A 15,091-nucleotide genomic window follows, 5' to 3' on the forward strand; every position below is an offset into this window, starting at 1 on the left:
TAAAGGTGGTTGATTAATATTATCCACTGGCTCGTCATCTAAAATAAAATCGTCTGGTAACTTTTCCCAGGTAACTTCAAATGTGGCTGAATTAGCTAACATAATGCTACTACCTCATTACGCCGTTTAATTATCGGTGGTTATTCTTGAGATGCAATGCTTGACAAAAGTTGTTCAAATTCTGCAACTGAAGGAATAGCGATCGCTCTTTTGAGAAGCATTTTTAACACAGCCGATTCCTGAATTTGATTAACAACTTCCACAATCGAACTTGGCACGAGTCCAAACCGCGTTTCTAAAACTTCAATCAAATTTTCTCGACTTGTTTGGAGAATACCTTGTTCAATTCCTTCTGCTTTTGCTAGCCTTTCAATACTTGTTACGTACCGCATTCTATTTACCTCTTCGTAACTTCTCAATTCTGTTTTAAAATTATTTGCCAGTTCTTCTGGAAGTACCATCACCCAGTCAATAAACCGAAATAATCCCAAAATGTATTCTCGGTCATATCCTCTTTCAAACAAGCTTCACTCTAGAGCTTTAACCAATTCCCTAAATAGTAACTTGGCAGCTTTCACAAAGACGCGCGATCGCACCAATCTTACCGGACGACCGGCTGCTTTTTCAGCGTCCAATTGAGCGCCCAGGATTGCACCAATCTCATTATCAAGACGGCAGCGCTTAACCTCGATGCGGGTGAAAACCCACTGCCAGAAGGCGATACGGCACAAATCAGAACCACCTTGGATCTTAATTTTACTTTTATCTCCCGATGCCTCCAGGGACGGTGCAAGCCGATGCCGAGTACGGCAACGCTTCGCGAACGCATACTCTGCACACACAGAGCGCGATGCCGAGTACGGCAACGCTTCGCGAACGCTCCAAAATTATCCGAAATTCCGCCGCAACTTCTCAAGCACGCTTACGCCTTTGGAGTAGCGTTTCCCAGTGAAGCCCAAAACCTCAGTAACGATCGCACTGTCGGATTTTTCGGCTCCAAATCGCTGGATCATCCGCCAAAGAAGCCTAGACTCGTCGGAACAATTTGACTCCAAACCCGCCTGGTGAGCGCTTTTTGGGGCATTTTCAACCTCGTTTTGGGGCTGGATCGCGTTGTAGCTCCCACCAGGCAGCATGGTTGAACCATACCGGGATGATGCTGTCTTCATTTCCCTGTAACTTGGGAGCTTACAAGGACTATCGTCAAGCAAACAATGCAACCGGTCGAGCTTTAACCAATCAACAAGGTCGTTATTTTTCAAAGATTTAGCGTGGGCGATCGCTTTTTTTCCCAGTCTTATGCGGCTAAATTGCGTCCGCCAAGTCTGATTTACCCTCTAAGTCCACTTTACAAAGCGACCGAACGAGCGGGTACTGAGCTGGCTAGATTTATCGACTTTATTCAGTATCACAACCCCGATATCGATAGAACCACCGCCACCCAGACGGCTGCATTTTGCTTGCACAATCTACCCACCCTTTTTCTGGATCACCCGGAGATGATGCAACAACTGAGCGCGATCGCTTCTCGACTTTCTCAAGAATAAAAAATTAAAAAGCCCACTAGTGGCAATGTAAGTATTGGCGATCGCCGTTGCCTCGGAATCTAGTAACAGCAGGCGTCCTGAAATTAAATCTGGACATCTTAGCAGATGCTGGTGAAATAAAAGAATCTTCATAGCGCGGCGATTGCTCCTTTTACACGGTCAGAGTCAATTTCCACATAACGCTCCAAAGCCTTTCCATCCTTGTGAGGAGTAATTTTTTTGATGGTGTACAAATCAGTTCCGTTGCGGTGTAGCTTGGTGATGAAACTCCTCCTGGTGCTGTGAGTCGAGATGCCCTTAGCCGCAAGACCGGCTTTCTCTACAGCTGCGCGGAGAATCATGTCAGCCCATCTTAGAGTTATTGGTTTGTCACCGGTGCGATCGCAAAACATCCAGGGCGAGTTTGACTCCGGCTTGTAGTTAGATAGCGATTCCCTCAAAACCGCGTGTACAAACACAGATGCGTGTTTGCCGCTTTCCATCGGGGCTAGCCTTACGAGTCCGAGCGCGGAAATTGATATACTCGCGTGGCGATAAGTCCGGGTTGTAACAATCCTCAACCCGCAGCTGCACTAACGCCCCCCACCTTTCCCCGGTTCCTGTGCTAAATCTAAAAGCAATTTATATTTTTTAGATTTAATCTGCTTGCGAATTTTAGAATAGTCAGAATCGGACAAAGTACAAGCTTGTCCTTCTCCATCAATTTTCATATTTTTATCTTTTTGAGACTTATTGTTTAACCATTGACAGTGGTTAAACCAGAATATTTTTGTGTTTAGCTATTAACTAAAATCGTATCTAATGTAATCGTGGCAATACTTACAACGCCTAATTAATTGTTCTGTATTTACATAAAACCGGAACATTTACACTTACTTGAATAACAAATAAAACTGATTTATTCACTTCGTTAAATCCGAGTATTGACAAATGGCAGAACCAACACTAGCTCAAGTTTTTGGTGATAACGCTACACAAGACTCTAGTAACTTAACAATTTCTAAAGCAGACTTAGCAGCGATCGGCTTAACCGCTTCAAGTAGTAACACCGCTGAAAGCTTATTCGTTGCGTTGATGCTGAAAGCCGCGAGGTATCTTAATGAAACCAACCAAAGCACCAATAACGATATTCAAGTCACCATTAACGAAGGCTTTGGCAGTTTAGTAACCCGCAACAACCAAAGCTACCGCCAATACCAGTACATAGTCGAGATGCAAAAACTCGATACCGCTACCGCCGTTAATCCAGTAGATTTTTAATGCGCTTAACTTTTGCTCAAATTTTTGGAGAGGGTGCTGCCTACAAAAAACCTGATGTAGATTCTATACTTCCGCCCCACCTTTGGCGACTTGGCGAAAGTTGGTGTCGGTGGGTATTTGGGTCAACTACTGCCTGAAGCGAATAGGCGCTCTACCGAGATTTAATCATATTTAAGAGCGGGGTGGTTGCCCAAAAAGTGTGGGAATATTTGTGCGTACGTGTTCTTGAATTTTATATAACGCGGCTTCTATTTGCGGTCGGGGGATATTAGACATGGTAACAACAACGTCAACTTCTTCGGGACGTGAATTTCTCCCATAACTAATTTCTATTTTGGGGAATATTTCTTGACTGTCAGTAGAACTTGACGACGTAGTATAAACCATTTTTGCAGTTTGTGGCTTTAGTGATTTTTTGGATTATAACTTACTTGGAAATTGGGGATTTCGCCCAGCTTTTGGGGACTTGGCGCTCTGGGGATTCTGACTAAGCTCAATTTCCACTGTAGCCTGCTTTCGGGGTTTCGGTTTGTCGCCTTTGTTCTTAAATGTGCCATGACGACTATACTAAAGGGATTGGTGCTTTGTTCCAAGCTTTTCCAGTCAGCTTCATAGTCTAAAAGTTTCGCGATAGGAAACTCTAAGCTGACACGACATCCCCCAAGTTGATAGTTATAACTTGAAGGTCGCCAACTCGCTGATTCATCCGCTAAAACCGCCAAGCTAATAACTTGCTTTTTATGACGGTCAAACAAGCGATAATTATATGTATACATCCTTTCGGCAAAGTTGCTGTCATATTGCCCTTGGACTTCCACATGAATTAATACCCAAGCTTCTTCACCATCCAGCAGCCAAACTTTCGCTACTTTATCGACTAAACGCTTGCCAATTTCTGCATCAGGTTCTAACTGTTGCAGTTCAGTATCGAGAAATTCATAGTCTCTTTCCCAATCAATAACAATGTAGGCATCAAGAAAGAAGTATTCTAAAAAGCGAGGAAAAAAGCTTTCAATAACTTCTTTCCAAGGACTATCATAATCAGTAAATTGCTCGGTCATGAATTAAAACAAAAAGTATCTTTGTGCCATTGGTAAAATCGTCGCCGGTTCGCAAGTCAGCAACTCTCCATCAGCCCTAACTTCATAAGTTTCCGCATCAACTTCAATGTGAGGTAACGCATCATTCAACTTCATATCCCGCTTACTCAATTGACGTGTCCCGGAAACTGCAACAATTTGCTTTTGCAAACCGAGTTGACTGGGAATTTCTCTTTCTAACGCTGCTTGCGAAACAAAAGTTAACGATGTGGCATGACGCGCACCTGCAAAACTACCAAACATCGGACGCATGTGTACAGGTTGCGGTGTGGGAATACTCGCATTAGCATCACCCATTTGCGACCAAGCAATCATTCCCCCTTTAACTACTATCTCAGGCTTGATGCCAAAAAAAGCAGGACGCCACAAACACAAATCTGCTATTTTCCCCTCTTCCACCGAACCGACATACTCAGCAATTCCATGAGTAATTGCCGGATTTATCGTATACTTGGCAACATACCGCTTCGCCCGAAAATTATCCGCTCTTTGCCCCTCTCCTTGTAGGAGAGGGGTTGGGGAGAGGTCTCCCCGTTGCACCTTCATTTTATGCCCCGTCTGCCAAGTTCTAATTATCACTTCCCCTACCCGTCCCATCGCTTGGGAATCGGAAGAAATCATACTAAACGCGCCCAAGTCGTGTAAAATATCTTCGGCGGCGATTGTTTCCCGACGAATGCGCGACTCAGCAAAAGCGACATCCTCAGCGATCGCTGGATCGAGATGATGACACACCATCAACATATCCAGGTGTTCATCCAAAGTGTTCACCGTGTAAGGGCGTGTCGGATTGGTAGAAGATGGTAACACGCACGGCGTACCGCAAACCTTGATAATATCTGGTGCGTGTCCTCCACCTGCGCCTTCGGTGTGGTATGTATGGATAACGCGATTCTTAAAAGCAGCGATCGTATCTTCTACAAACCCGGCTTCATTCAAAGTGTCGGTATGAATTGCCACTTGCACATCATATTCATCAGCAACGTGGAGGCAAGTATCAATTGTTGCTGGCGTAGTTCCCCAATCTTCGTGCAACTTTAAGCCGATCGCACCCGCGTTAACTTGTTCTACCAGCCCTTGAGGTAGGCTAGTGTTGCCTTTGCCTAAAAATCCCAAATTGATGGGGAAAGCATCAGCAGCTTGCAGCATTCGGTAAATATTCCAGGGTCCAGGCGTGCAAGTGGTGGCATTTGTGCCTGTTGCGGGACCCGTACCGCCGCCAATCATCGTCGTGATACCAGAAGCGATCGCCACTTCAATTTGTTGCGGACAAATAAAATGAATGTGGGTATCGATACCCCCAGCGGTGAGAATCATTCCCTCCCCCGCTAAAGCTTCAGTTCCAGGACCGATAATAATATCTACATTATCTTGAATATAAGGATTTCCAGCTTTCCCGATTTTGAAAATTTTGCCATCTTTAATGCCAATATCTGCTTTGACAACACCCCACCAATCGAGAATCAAAGCATTGGTAATTACTAAATCAACCGCACCATCAGCATTAGAAATAGGAGATTGTCCCATCCCATCTCTAATAACTTTACCACCACCGAATTTCACTTCATCGCCGTAAGTTGTGAAATCTTGTTCAACTTCGATAAATAATTCTGTATCAGCAAGTCGGACTCTATCTCCGACAGTGGGACCAAAAGTTTCTGCGTAAGCGCGACGGGACATTCTGTAAGGCATAATGCACTTTTAGTAATGGAGGTTAAAATCGAGTTTAAACGCAAAGGGGAGCCATTTGGCAGGGGCTGTGCCCTCTGCCAATATGGCGTAGCGCGAAGGTAAGCGCAAAGGGTTCGCTGAGGATGGATGAGAATGATTTGAGTGGGGTGATAATTGGCTGTGGGATGCGAGTGCATACAGCGTTGGGACCGGGTTTATTAGAGTCAGCTTATGAGGAGTGTTTGTATTACGAGTTGACAAAGAAGGGATTAAATGTTGGTAAGCAAGTTCCATTACCGCTTATTTATGAAGAGGTGAAATTAGATTGTGTTTATCGATTGGATTTAATAGTCGAAAATAAAGTAATTATTGAAGTCAAATCTGTAGAATCTATTAAACCAATTCACTCAGTACAACTTTTAACTTATCTCAAACTAGCTAATTGCAAACTTGGTCTTATTCTCAACTTTAACGTTCTCCACCTCAAAGAAGGCATCAAACGTGTGGCAAACAAACTCTAACTTCTTTGCGTACCTTTGCGTTTACCTTAGCGTCCCTCTGCGTTGAAAAATAGTAGTTAGTATTTGCATGGGTAAGCAGCCCTACCTTGATTCTTGGACAAAGCAATTTTTTCCTAGAATTTGATGTTTGTTTCTACCGTTCCAAATTAGAAAATAATCTTTTTTAAACGCAAAGGGACGCGGAGGGAAGCGCAGAGGTACGCAAAGGGTTTTTAGAGGTTGCCATTAATTCTGGCATTAAAACCGTAAACTTGCCGGCTACCAGCAAGAGGAATTAAAGTAACTTCTTTTTCATCTCCTGGTTCAAACCTCACAGCAGTCCCCGCAGGAATATCAAGACGCATTCCCCTTGCTTGTTCCCGATCAAAATTTAAAGCTGCATTAACTTCAAAAAAGTGAAAATGCGAACCAACTTGAATTGGTCTATCTCCTGTATTTGCCACCAGCAATCTTACAGTAGAACACCCCGCATTTAATTCAATTTCGCCATCAGACGTAATAATTTCTCCAGGTATCATACTTTGCGCCTCTGCGTCTTTGCGTGAGATTTATCTTATTGGATTATGCACAGTTACCAACTTAGTCCCATCAGGAAAAGTTGCCTCCACTTGCACCTCATGCACCATTTCCGGCACACCTTCCATCACCTCATCTCTTGTTAATAGAGTTGTACCATAACTCATTAAATCTGCAACAGTTTGTCCATCTCTTGCACCCTCCAAAATAGCAGCAGAAATATAAGCGATCGCCTCCGGATAATTCAACTTCAAACCTCTTTCCTTACGTCTTTCTGCTAACAATGCAGCCGTAAAAATCAACAGCTTATCCTTCTCCTGCGGCGTAAGTTGCATCTCTCTCTCTTCCTTCGCGTTCTTCGCGTCTTCGCGGTTCGTTTAAATCTGCCAAACCCTCGGCACACACTTATCACAATTCAAAAAAGACATCCGCAGCAACTGCCAAACATCAATAAACCAGTTTCTCACCTCAGACGTAGAACAACCACGATATCGACACAAAAATCCATTTTCCAAACGAGTAACACCTGCTAGGGAATGGGAAGTAGCGAGTGGGGAGTGAGGAGTGGAACTTTTCCATAGATTTCGGGCTTTTTCCACAATTTCCGCACTCACAGCACTTCCCACCCAAACTAGACTACCTGTAATTGGTTGCCCAGCCAAGCCGTGAGGACTATAAAAAACTTCTTCACTACCAGGTAGCCATTGTCTATCAATCCACAACGGTTTGCCTTCTTGCCAAATTTCAGTATAATTGCGCCATTCTCCCTGCACAAATTTCTCACCTCTAGCACTGCGACCAAATCGAGTAATTTCCCAGCCTAAATAACTAGCTTTCGTAGCTAATTCTACCCGTAAATCTTGCCGATAAATTGCCCCGTTAAAAACAATAGTTTCTTGAGGAAACCATTCCAAACAAGCGCCAGCATCAACTTGTATATTGACGCTTTGTTTTGCCTGAGTGCCGTTACTGCGATAAATTTTACTAGCAGCGGCTGTAGTAATTAATGCTTGGGTATTCGGTTGAAGGTGGAAATTAAGAGTCATGCGATCGCCTCCCACAACGCCCCCAGCGGTATGTAAAATGACGCTATGACAAATTTGCTGTCCTTCTGGGTAAAATGGGCGCTGTACCTTCAGTGGGGCTTGATGCGAGTTATGAATTAGGGCAGTTGTACCCAGGCGATCGGCGTACACTAAATTAAGTTTGCCATGCCAGCCATTTTCTGGTTCTGCTGTTTGATAGTTACATTGATTCACAAATTATCATAAATTAATATTAAGATTTTTTCGCCAATATTACATAATCATCTAAGGTATAGCATGGCTGATACTTATGACCAAGATACTTTTGAATCATCGAACTCATATACAATTGCTTATGTAATTTATCTTTAGCAAATTTTGCAAACTCAACAGCCGAATAAGGTATTCTTGAGCCTGTCGATGTAAGATACTTATACCACACAAGTTCTAACCCAAGTTCTGCCAAGAATTTATTTACCACCTTTTTTTCCTGTTCTTGGTCTTCTACTTGATAAGCATCATAAGCTTTAAATAGCTTCTTATCTTGGACAACTAGCAGCACATAACCTTGTGGCTTTAATCTAGTAGCAAATATTTGTTTGTAGATATTATTTGCTTGAAGGCTTTTAACTGGAGTGTTAAAAAAACAATGGGAAACAGTTATAAAGTCAAAAAAATCTTTTGGGATATTACTAGATTGAGAATTCCAAGTAAAGATGTCGTCAGTTACAAAGCGAAAGTAAGCATTTACAGGCGTTTTTCGCGATTCTATATATCGTCGCCAAAATTGTAACCCTCGAAATTGAAAAGCATCTTGTTTTTCTAAAGAATAGTAAGATATATGCATTTGCTGAATATCGAAAAAGCCGCTAGTACTCTGTAAAAACAAAGCTAAAGCATAAGCAACTGTTCCCGGACCTGCGGCAATATCAAGTATGTTAATCTTAGTTGGTAGTAAACCAGCTTTGTATATCAGAAACCAAGCTAGGTAAATGCAGTAGACATTTTCTAAAAAATACTTCATAAAGTAGACATGGGGAGTCAGACTAAAACGGTAATCTGGATCTTGTCCACTTTTTAAGCTATTAATATCTTCCAGAGCATCTTCTATTTTAATTTTTAACTTATTGTCAGGTATCCGACTAAATTCTTCTTTGATATATTCAACTAATCGAGCTTCAAAGTCATCAAATATACGCTCATCCAGACTAGTTGATTGTAGCTTGTTGACATCAGTTTCTATTAGCTTAAATGCTTTGGAGACAAAATTGATAAATTCGACTTCTGGCTTGAATATAAAATTATCTTGTTTATCAAAAGCTACTTCAGTATTTAAATTTTCTAGTTTTTGAAGTGCTTCAGTTAATTTAAAACTTAAATTGGCTACCTCTCTTTTGTCTTGCTGCGAATAACTTTCTAACTGAAGCTTATCTCTAAATAGCTTCTCTAACCAGGAAAATTTGGCTCCAGATTTTTGAATTTCTTGCAACAATTTTCTTGCAAGTTGCGTATTGCCACGCTTCAGCGCAGATTTAAATTGCTGACTTCGCCACCAATTTGCTATAGCATTACTCATAACCAAAGCCGTCTTTTCCTTCTTTGATTTCCACGTCAGGAAGACGAGAAATTAAAGTTTCCTTAAACTTTATATAATTTACTTGTTCTAAGTCATACCACCAAGCGTATTTTTGCTTAATACCTTGTGCTTCTTCGCGGGTTCCTGCCACAAGCGAACGATTATGGCTTGCGTGAAATTCCTGAATGACAATTCTATCTGCGATCGCTAATTTCTCAATAAAAGCGGCTTCGTCTTGTGGTAAAGTGGGAAGTAGAGGCGTAATGGTGATAGAAACTTTCGGAATAAAACCTTTTAAAGGGTCAATAGTTTGTTTGATTTTGGTAATAGCATTGATTCTAGCTTTGATGCTAGGCGATCGCGCTTCAAAATCTCTTCTTACAGACTCGCTCCCAGTGGGTATACTCATATTAATTCGCAACCGCTGAAATCGTTGTAAAATATCGATATCTCTGGTAATAATTGGACTGCGAGTTTGAATCACCAACGTTGGACGATATTCAAGCATTACCTCTAACAAAGAGCGCGTTAGCTGATGTTTAGACTCAATTGGTTGATAAGGATCTGTAACGCTACTCATATAAATTTTCGGAAATTTGTGAGGATTTTTCTTATACCAGTTTTCTAACTCCTTCTCTAAAACTTGTGCAGCATTTTCCTTGATAATTACCCATTTTCCCCAATCTTGCCGCATTTGAGAATTAGGACTAAAAGCCGCAGCATAACAATAACTACATCCGTATTGACAACCCCGATAAGGATTTAAAGTAAAATCATAAGCAGCGATAAAACCAGTTGCCGGATTTAGTATAGATTTAGCATTTTGAGCATAAATTTTAGTATCACCAAAAGTTTCTTTAACTAACTTTGTCGGAGTGCCTTCAGAATATCCTTCATAACGAGCTTTTGCCATTTTAAAATTTGATATTAGGTTGAATAAATCATAACAATTTAGCGCAAATACGCTAAAAAATAACTTTGCGTCTACCCTTCGGGTTCCGCCTTAGCGGTATGCGACTTGGCGTGAGAATTAATCAAATACTAAATAATGCACCCTAATTTATCTTCTACTTTTAATTTTCAATTGCTTCTAAAATATGCACACTAGTGCTATCAACCATGTAAACAAAACCATCTTCATTGGCAAAGCGTTGATATAAATCTTGCAAACTAACAACGAGTTGCTGCTGCATTAGTCCTTCACGAGGAACGTAAGAATAACTCATAGTACGACCAATTAGCCCTGTTAAATCTAATTATTGCCGATGAAAAAAAGTGTGTTTGCGAAGGTTAATAAAATGGAGACTTGCTAATATTGGTTCTACAGACTTAATCCGCTCCTGTACTGGTTCACTATTCGATGCTGCGCGTATTAATTGGTTATATTCACCAGTAAAAGTATCTTCTTGATCGCGGTGATTCCACACTACCGCTAACCTTCCCAATGGTTTCAAAATGCGGTGGAATTCTTGCAAAGTTGGTTCTGGATTAAACCAATGAAAAGCTTGAAAACTAGTTACCAAATCAACAGATGCATCAGGTAAGTTAGTAACTTCTGCTGTTCCATCTCGAAATTCAACTTTTGGATGTGATTCAGCTGCTTCTCTCATCGCTGCATTTGGTTCAACAGCAATGACGCTAACTCCGCGTTTACCCAACAACCGCGAGGAGATACCAGTACCCGCACCAATATCTGCTGCTAAAAGTTGCGTCGGTGGTGCTAACCCTTCCAAGATAATATCAATTGCTGCGGCTGGGTAGCTTGGTCGATAGTTTACATAATCCGCTGTTCTGTCAGAAAATCGGGTTAGTGGATTGAGGGTGTATAGCGGTGTTGTTTCCGGGTTAGTTTGGCTCATTGGTGTGGAATCGAAAATAATCTTAGTAATCTTATTAAGGTAAGTTAATTACCCATACTAATAAATATTTTCCAGAGTTTTACGGGAACTATAAAGTTACTTCTCCCGAAAAATACCTGCCACGGATAAATCGAGAGCGCAAAAATGCATAAAAAAACAGGAGAGGTTGAAAGAAAACTGGTTCTGTGGCATTTACACAACTCAATTGGTTGTGAAGTAACTTTATACATTCCTTTTGACAATGCAGTTGAACCCCAGAAACACCCATCCTGCTAAGAAAACTAAATCGATACCTCTGCGCTTGATTCTTGTCGTTCCCTTTGTGCTGCAAATCTTTGCGGCTGTGGGGTTGGTGGGATATCTTTCCTTTAAAAATGGGCAACAAGCAGTTAATCACCTGGCGAATCAGCTAATTGACAAAGCTAGTCAGCAAGTTGATGAACATTTGGATAATTAAATGAAAATGTTGGTAGAGCAGTTAGTACCGTAACTTCAGCAACTGGTAAAGCTGTAAATACAGTTGCTGAAGTTACGGACAAAGCAAAAGGCTCTTTAACTGAGGTAGCTGCTAAAGCAACTGATATGGTGGCTGAAAAGACTAATGCAGCTATTTCTAGTGTTACACAAACAGCTGAACAAGCTTCTTATTCATTGAGTCAAACTGCAACTAAGGCAGTTGATAATCTTAGCGTAGCAAGTGGAAAAGCAGTAAATACCATATATTTTTTGAATGAAAAGACTGGTAAAACAGTTAATTCTCTAAGTGAATTAACTAATAAATCCCTCAGCACTGTATCCGAAACAGCCGAAAAAACAAACAATTATTTAAATGAAAATGTTGGTAGAGCAGTTAGTACCGTAACTTCAGCAACTGGTAAAGCTGTAAATACAGTTGCTGAAGTTACGGACAAAGCAAAAGGCTCTTTAACTGAGGTAGCTGCTAAAGCAACTGATATGGTGGCTGAAAAGACTAATGCAGCTATTTCTAGTGTTACACAAACAGCTGAACAAGCTTCTTATTCATTGAGTCAAACTGCAACTAAGGCAGTTGATAATCTTAGCGTAGCAAGTGGAAAAGCAGTAAATACCATCAGTGAAACTGCAAAGCTTGCGGAAGGTTCTATCGTAGAAACCTTTGAAAAAAGTAAGAATTCTCTAGAAGATACTATTCAAAAAGCAGAACAACTGAGTAATGCTGCCTCTACAGCAATTGAAAAGGCTGTCAATGAGTTCATCAATCATCGATTAGATACCCTCCAACTTTGGATTGATGCTCATCCAACAATCTCCTGGACAATTAAATCACTAATGTGGGGAGTTAATCACCCAATCTATAGCATAGTCATAATACTGTTAACTATCTTTATTCTCTGGCAATTCATTAAAGCTTTCAGTCGTTTGATTGAGAAAGGTTTATTAATCACACTAATTGCCCCTTTCAAACTCGTTCAGTCTTTATTCAAATTCAGCTTTAAACCCCTAAACATCTTTACAGACAATTCCACTTCTGCCTTAACCTCGCAGCCAAACAACGAACGACTGGCAAAACTTTTAACCAGGCTCGAAACAATTAAACAGGAGCAAAACGACATTCTACAGCAGATTACAGCTTTAGTCTCATCAAACAAATAACTTCTCTCTTCCTCCTCTGCGCGGGCGTGTGGTTAATTTAATATGCTGTTGGTAGCGCGATCGCCTTTTGGGTGCCTATTCCTGTAAAATTCCTTTCATTCAATCTATTTCAGCATTCATGGAGCCAACAGAAGCACAATATCTCGTTCTCAATGCTTTAGAAACTTTAGGACTCCTTGAGGGTATGTTTTATGATGAGGAAAGGGGATTTTACTACATCACCACTCCTAGCCGCGTTTTACCTACAGCACTTTTGTTGCAAAATGGCGAGATAGCTCCTATTTCTTGGGCATCAGAACTATGAAAGAACCAACATTATTAGAAAAGCAAAAATATCAAAGACTGAGAGAAATTTTTGCCCAAGCTAGACAGCGATATCTAGAAGCCGGTGGCGATCCTCGCCATCCCGCCGACAACCGTTATTTAACTGATGAAGAGAAAAAAGAAGCCTTTGAACTAGGAGCGCAAGTTTTTAACACTCAAACAAAATCTCAATCTTAAATGAATCCATACTCTCTCCTCCTCCTCTGCGCCCCTTTGCGCCTCCCTTCGCGTTCCTTTGCGTTAAAAAAACAGCCGCCTCCCGCAGGAGACAGCCGTCAAAAATAAGGGGGTTAATAAACCTTAATAATCGAAGTCGCCACCGCCCATACCGCCGCCACCAGCAGGAGCAGCATCCTTAGGCTCAGGCTTGTCAACAACGATACATTCGGTTGTCAACACCATACCAGCGATAGAAGCAGCGTTTTGCAAAGCAGAACGAGTCACTTTCGCAGGGTCAACAATACCAGCGCCAAACAAATCGACAAACTCGTTAGTCGCAGCGTTGTAGCCAACATTGAATTCCTTCTCTTTCACACGTTCAGCAATCACCGCACCATTCTGACCGGCGTTTTCAGCAATCCGCTTCAGAGGAGCAGCCAATGCACGAGCTACAATCAAAGCACCAATTAACTCTTCACCCTTCAAGCTGCCATTTGCCCATTCTTCGAGCTGAGGTGTCAAGTGAGCGAGAGTTGTACCACCACCAGGAACGATACCTTCTTCCACAGCAGCTTTGGTAGCATTGATAGCGTCTTCTAAGCGCAGCTTCTTGTCCTTCATTTCGGTTTCGGTAGCTGCACCGACTTTCACGACAGCGACACCACCAGCAAGTTTAGCCAAACGCTCTTGCAGCTTTTCTTTGTCGTAGGTCGATTCCGTTTCATCCATCTGACGACGGATTTGTTCGACACGAGCCTTCACAGCAACGTCGTTACCTTCGGCAACAATCGTGGTGTTGTCTTTGGTGATGGTGATGCGGCGAGCTTTACCTAGCATATCTAGCTTGGTATTGTCAAGCTTCAAACCAGCATCTTCGGTGATTAGTTGACCGCCAGTGAGAACGGCGATATCTTCTAACATAGCCTTGCGGCGATCGCCAAATCCAGGAGCCTTGACAGCAGCAACGTTCAACACGCCACGCAGTCTGTTCACAACCAAAGTTGCCAAAGCTTCTTTTTCAATATCTTCGGCGAGAATCACCAAAGGACGACCAGCACGAGCAACTTGCTCTAACACTGGTACGAGGTCTTGTACCAAAGCGATTTTCTTGTCTGTGAGCAAAATATAAGGCTCATCAAACACTGCTTCCATCCGTTCGGGATCGGTTGCGAAGTAAGGAGAGATGTAGCCTTTGTCAAAGCGCATCCCTTCGGTGATTTCTAATTCGGTGGTCATAGATTTCCCTTCTTCTAGGGAAATTACGCCTTCTTTGCCTACTCTGTCCATTGCTTGGGCAATCATCTGACCGACTTCTTCGTCGTTACCAGCCGAAATTGCCGCAACTTGAGCGATCGCTTTAGAATCTTCTACAGGACGAGCTTGGTTAGCAATGCTCTCTACCAAAAAGCCGGTAGCTTTGTCAATACCGCGCTTGAGGGCGATCGCATTTGCACCAGCTGCAACGTTTCTTAAGCCTTCTTTGACCATTGCGTGAGCTAGCACGGTTGCTGTTGTTGTACCGTCACCAGCAGCATCGTTGGTTTTAGAAGCAGCCTGACGAATCAAAGCAACGCCAGTGTTTTCTACGTGGTCTTCTAATTCGATTTCTTTGGCGATCGTCACACCATCATTGACAATTTGTGGTGCGCCAAATTTCTTCTCTAGCACCACGTTACGACCCTTGGGACCTAGGGTAACAGCCACAGCTTCAGCCAGGATGTCCATGCCTCGTTCGAGGGCGCGACGGGCGTTTTCGTTATAGATAATGCGCTTTGCCATAATTGCCTAAGTTCAACCTGCTATTTGTAAATTTGTTAATTGTTGGTTGTTAGTTGGAGCGTTGTTGGTTGTTAGTTGGAGCGTTGTTGGTTGTTGGTTGGAGCGTTGTTGCTTGTTCTACT

21 protein-coding genes and 2 pseudogenes are annotated in these 15,091 nt (G+C 42.1%); 8 read left to right on the plus strand and 15 right to left on the minus strand.

Annotated features, from left to right (window positions below; all coding sequences use genetic code 11):
- The 3 genes and pseudogenes from AABK37_RS08200 to AABK37_RS08210 all read right to left on the minus strand — a co-directional run.
- Positions 1–102, minus strand: a pseudogene (locus AABK37_RS08200) (Uma2 family endonuclease); the annotation flags it as partial.
- Positions 103–140: 38 nt separating this feature from the next.
- Complete coding sequence (locus AABK37_RS08205) at positions 141–524, minus strand: hypothetical protein (RefSeq protein WP_432551096.1); 384 nt, start codon at positions 522–524, stop codon at positions 141–143.
- A gap of 3 nt (positions 525–527) precedes the next feature.
- A complete protein-coding gene (locus AABK37_RS08210) occupies positions 528–866 on the minus strand; it encodes a transposase (RefSeq protein ID WP_432551097.1) in 339 nt (112 codons plus the stop codon).
- Between the two features lie 209 nt (positions 867–1,075).
- Here AABK37_RS08210 and AABK37_RS08215 point away from each other — a divergent pair, with 209 nt between their 5' ends.
- Entirely contained in the window at positions 1,076–1,270 is a 195-nt protein-coding gene (locus tag AABK37_RS08215) for a hypothetical protein (RefSeq protein WP_432551098.1), read from the plus strand.
- A gap of 1 nt (position 1,271) precedes the next feature.
- Positions 1,272–1,547: a hypothetical protein gene (locus AABK37_RS08220; RefSeq protein ID WP_432551099.1), complete on the plus strand. Its 276-nt coding sequence runs from the start codon at positions 1,272–1,274 to the stop codon at positions 1,545–1,547.
- A 128-nt stretch (positions 1,548–1,675) separates the two neighbouring features.
- On the opposite strand, the gene AABK37_RS08225 is transcribed toward AABK37_RS08220, so the two are convergent.
- On the minus strand, positions 1,676–2,029 hold the full coding sequence (locus AABK37_RS08225) for a tyrosine-type recombinase/integrase (RefSeq protein WP_432551100.1): 354 nt from the start codon (positions 2,027–2,029) through the stop codon (positions 1,676–1,678).
- A 90-nt stretch (positions 2,030–2,119) separates the two neighbouring features.
- On the minus strand, positions 2,120–2,257 hold the full coding sequence (locus AABK37_RS08230) for a hypothetical protein (protein WP_432551101.1): 138 nt from the start codon (positions 2,255–2,257) through the stop codon (positions 2,120–2,122).
- 220 nt (positions 2,258–2,477) lie between these two features.
- On the opposite strand from AABK37_RS08230, the gene AABK37_RS08235 reads away from it, so the two are divergent.
- Positions 2,478–2,807 carry a hypothetical protein gene (locus tag AABK37_RS08235; RefSeq protein WP_432551102.1) on the plus strand — a complete coding sequence of 110 codons (330 nt, stop codon included), beginning with the start codon at positions 2,478–2,480 and terminating at the stop codon, positions 2,805–2,807.
- Positions 2,808–2,978: 171 nt separating this feature from the next.
- On the opposite strand, the gene AABK37_RS08240 is transcribed toward AABK37_RS08235, so the two are convergent.
- The 3 genes from AABK37_RS08240 to ureC are packed head-to-tail and all read right to left on the minus strand — an operon-like array spanning position 2,979 to position 5,599.
- Positions 2,979–3,194, minus strand: a complete 216-nt coding sequence (locus AABK37_RS08240; RefSeq protein WP_432551103.1) for a hypothetical protein — start codon at positions 3,192–3,194, stop codon at positions 2,979–2,981.
- A 17-nt stretch (positions 3,195–3,211) separates the two neighbouring features.
- Positions 3,212–3,868 (minus strand): hypothetical protein, encoded by a 657-nt coding sequence (locus AABK37_RS08245; RefSeq protein WP_432551104.1) that lies wholly within the window; start codon positions 3,866–3,868, stop codon positions 3,212–3,214.
- A gap of 3 nt (positions 3,869–3,871) precedes the next feature.
- Positions 3,872–5,599, minus strand: coding sequence for an urease subunit alpha (gene ureC / locus AABK37_RS08250; RefSeq protein WP_432551105.1), 1,728 nt, complete (start codon positions 5,597–5,599; stop codon positions 3,872–3,874).
- 122 nt (positions 5,600–5,721) lie between these two features.
- Here ureC and AABK37_RS08255 point away from each other — a divergent pair, with 122 nt between their 5' ends.
- Positions 5,722–6,099, plus strand: a complete 378-nt coding sequence (locus tag AABK37_RS08255) for a GxxExxY protein (RefSeq protein ID WP_432551106.1) — start codon at positions 5,722–5,724, stop codon at positions 6,097–6,099.
- 212 nt (positions 6,100–6,311) lie between these two features.
- Here AABK37_RS08255 and AABK37_RS08260 read toward each other — a convergent pair whose 3' ends face one another.
- The 6 genes and pseudogenes from AABK37_RS08260 to AABK37_RS08285 form a co-directional block, all read right to left on the minus strand.
- Positions 6,312–6,617, minus strand: a complete 306-nt coding sequence (locus AABK37_RS08260; RefSeq protein WP_432551107.1) for an urease subunit beta — start codon at positions 6,615–6,617, stop codon at positions 6,312–6,314.
- 30 nt (positions 6,618–6,647) lie between these two features.
- Entirely contained in the window at positions 6,648–6,950 is a 303-nt protein-coding gene (ureA, locus tag AABK37_RS08265; RefSeq protein WP_432551108.1) for an urease subunit gamma, read from the minus strand.
- Between the two features lie 42 nt (positions 6,951–6,992).
- Positions 6,993–7,874: an urease accessory protein UreD gene (locus tag AABK37_RS08270; protein WP_432551109.1), complete on the minus strand. Its 882-nt coding sequence runs from the start codon at positions 7,872–7,874 to the stop codon at positions 6,993–6,995.
- Between the two features lie 19 nt (positions 7,875–7,893).
- Positions 7,894–9,216, minus strand: a complete 1,323-nt coding sequence (locus AABK37_RS08275) for a photosystem II assembly protein (RefSeq protein WP_432551110.1) — start codon at positions 9,214–9,216, stop codon at positions 7,894–7,896.
- Positions 9,209–10,129, minus strand: a complete 921-nt coding sequence (locus AABK37_RS08280) for an SPL family radical SAM protein (protein WP_432551111.1) — start codon at positions 10,127–10,129, stop codon at positions 9,209–9,211. The genes AABK37_RS08275 and AABK37_RS08280 overlap by 8 nt, the downstream gene beginning before the upstream one ends.
- A gap of 160 nt (positions 10,130–10,289) precedes the next feature.
- Positions 10,290–11,075: pseudogene (locus AABK37_RS08285) on the minus strand (class I SAM-dependent methyltransferase).
- A 247-nt stretch (positions 11,076–11,322) separates the two neighbouring features.
- Here AABK37_RS08285 and AABK37_RS08290 point away from each other — a divergent pair.
- The 4 genes from AABK37_RS08290 (at position 11,323) to AABK37_RS08305 (ending at position 13,208) form a co-directional block, all read left to right on the plus strand.
- Positions 11,323–11,532 carry a hypothetical protein gene (locus AABK37_RS08290; RefSeq protein ID WP_432551112.1) on the plus strand — a complete coding sequence of 70 codons (210 nt, stop codon included), beginning with the start codon at positions 11,323–11,325 and terminating at the stop codon, positions 11,530–11,532.
- A 125-nt stretch (positions 11,533–11,657) separates the two neighbouring features.
- A complete protein-coding gene (locus AABK37_RS08295) occupies positions 11,658–12,707 on the plus strand; it encodes a hypothetical protein (protein ID WP_432551113.1) in 1,050 nt (349 codons plus the stop codon).
- A 118-nt stretch (positions 12,708–12,825) separates the two neighbouring features.
- Positions 12,826–13,011, plus strand: a complete 186-nt coding sequence (locus tag AABK37_RS08300; protein ID WP_089126159.1) for a hypothetical protein — start codon at positions 12,826–12,828, stop codon at positions 13,009–13,011.
- Positions 13,008–13,208, plus strand: a complete 201-nt coding sequence (locus AABK37_RS08305; RefSeq protein WP_432551114.1) for a hypothetical protein — start codon at positions 13,008–13,010, stop codon at positions 13,206–13,208. Before AABK37_RS08300 ends, AABK37_RS08305 begins: the two co-directional genes overlap by 4 nt.
- A gap of 123 nt (positions 13,209–13,331) precedes the next feature.
- On the opposite strand, the gene groL is transcribed toward AABK37_RS08305, so the two are convergent.
- Entirely contained in the window at positions 13,332–14,969 is a 1,638-nt protein-coding gene (gene groL / locus AABK37_RS08310; RefSeq protein WP_432551115.1) for a chaperonin GroEL, read from the minus strand.
- Positions 14,970–15,091: the final 122 nt, after the last annotated feature.

Origin of the sequence: Tolypothrix sp. VBCCA 56010 (assembly GCF_050875635.1) — a bacterium.
Lineage (GTDB): Bacteria > Cyanobacteriota > Cyanobacteriia > Cyanobacteriales > Nostocaceae > Hassallia.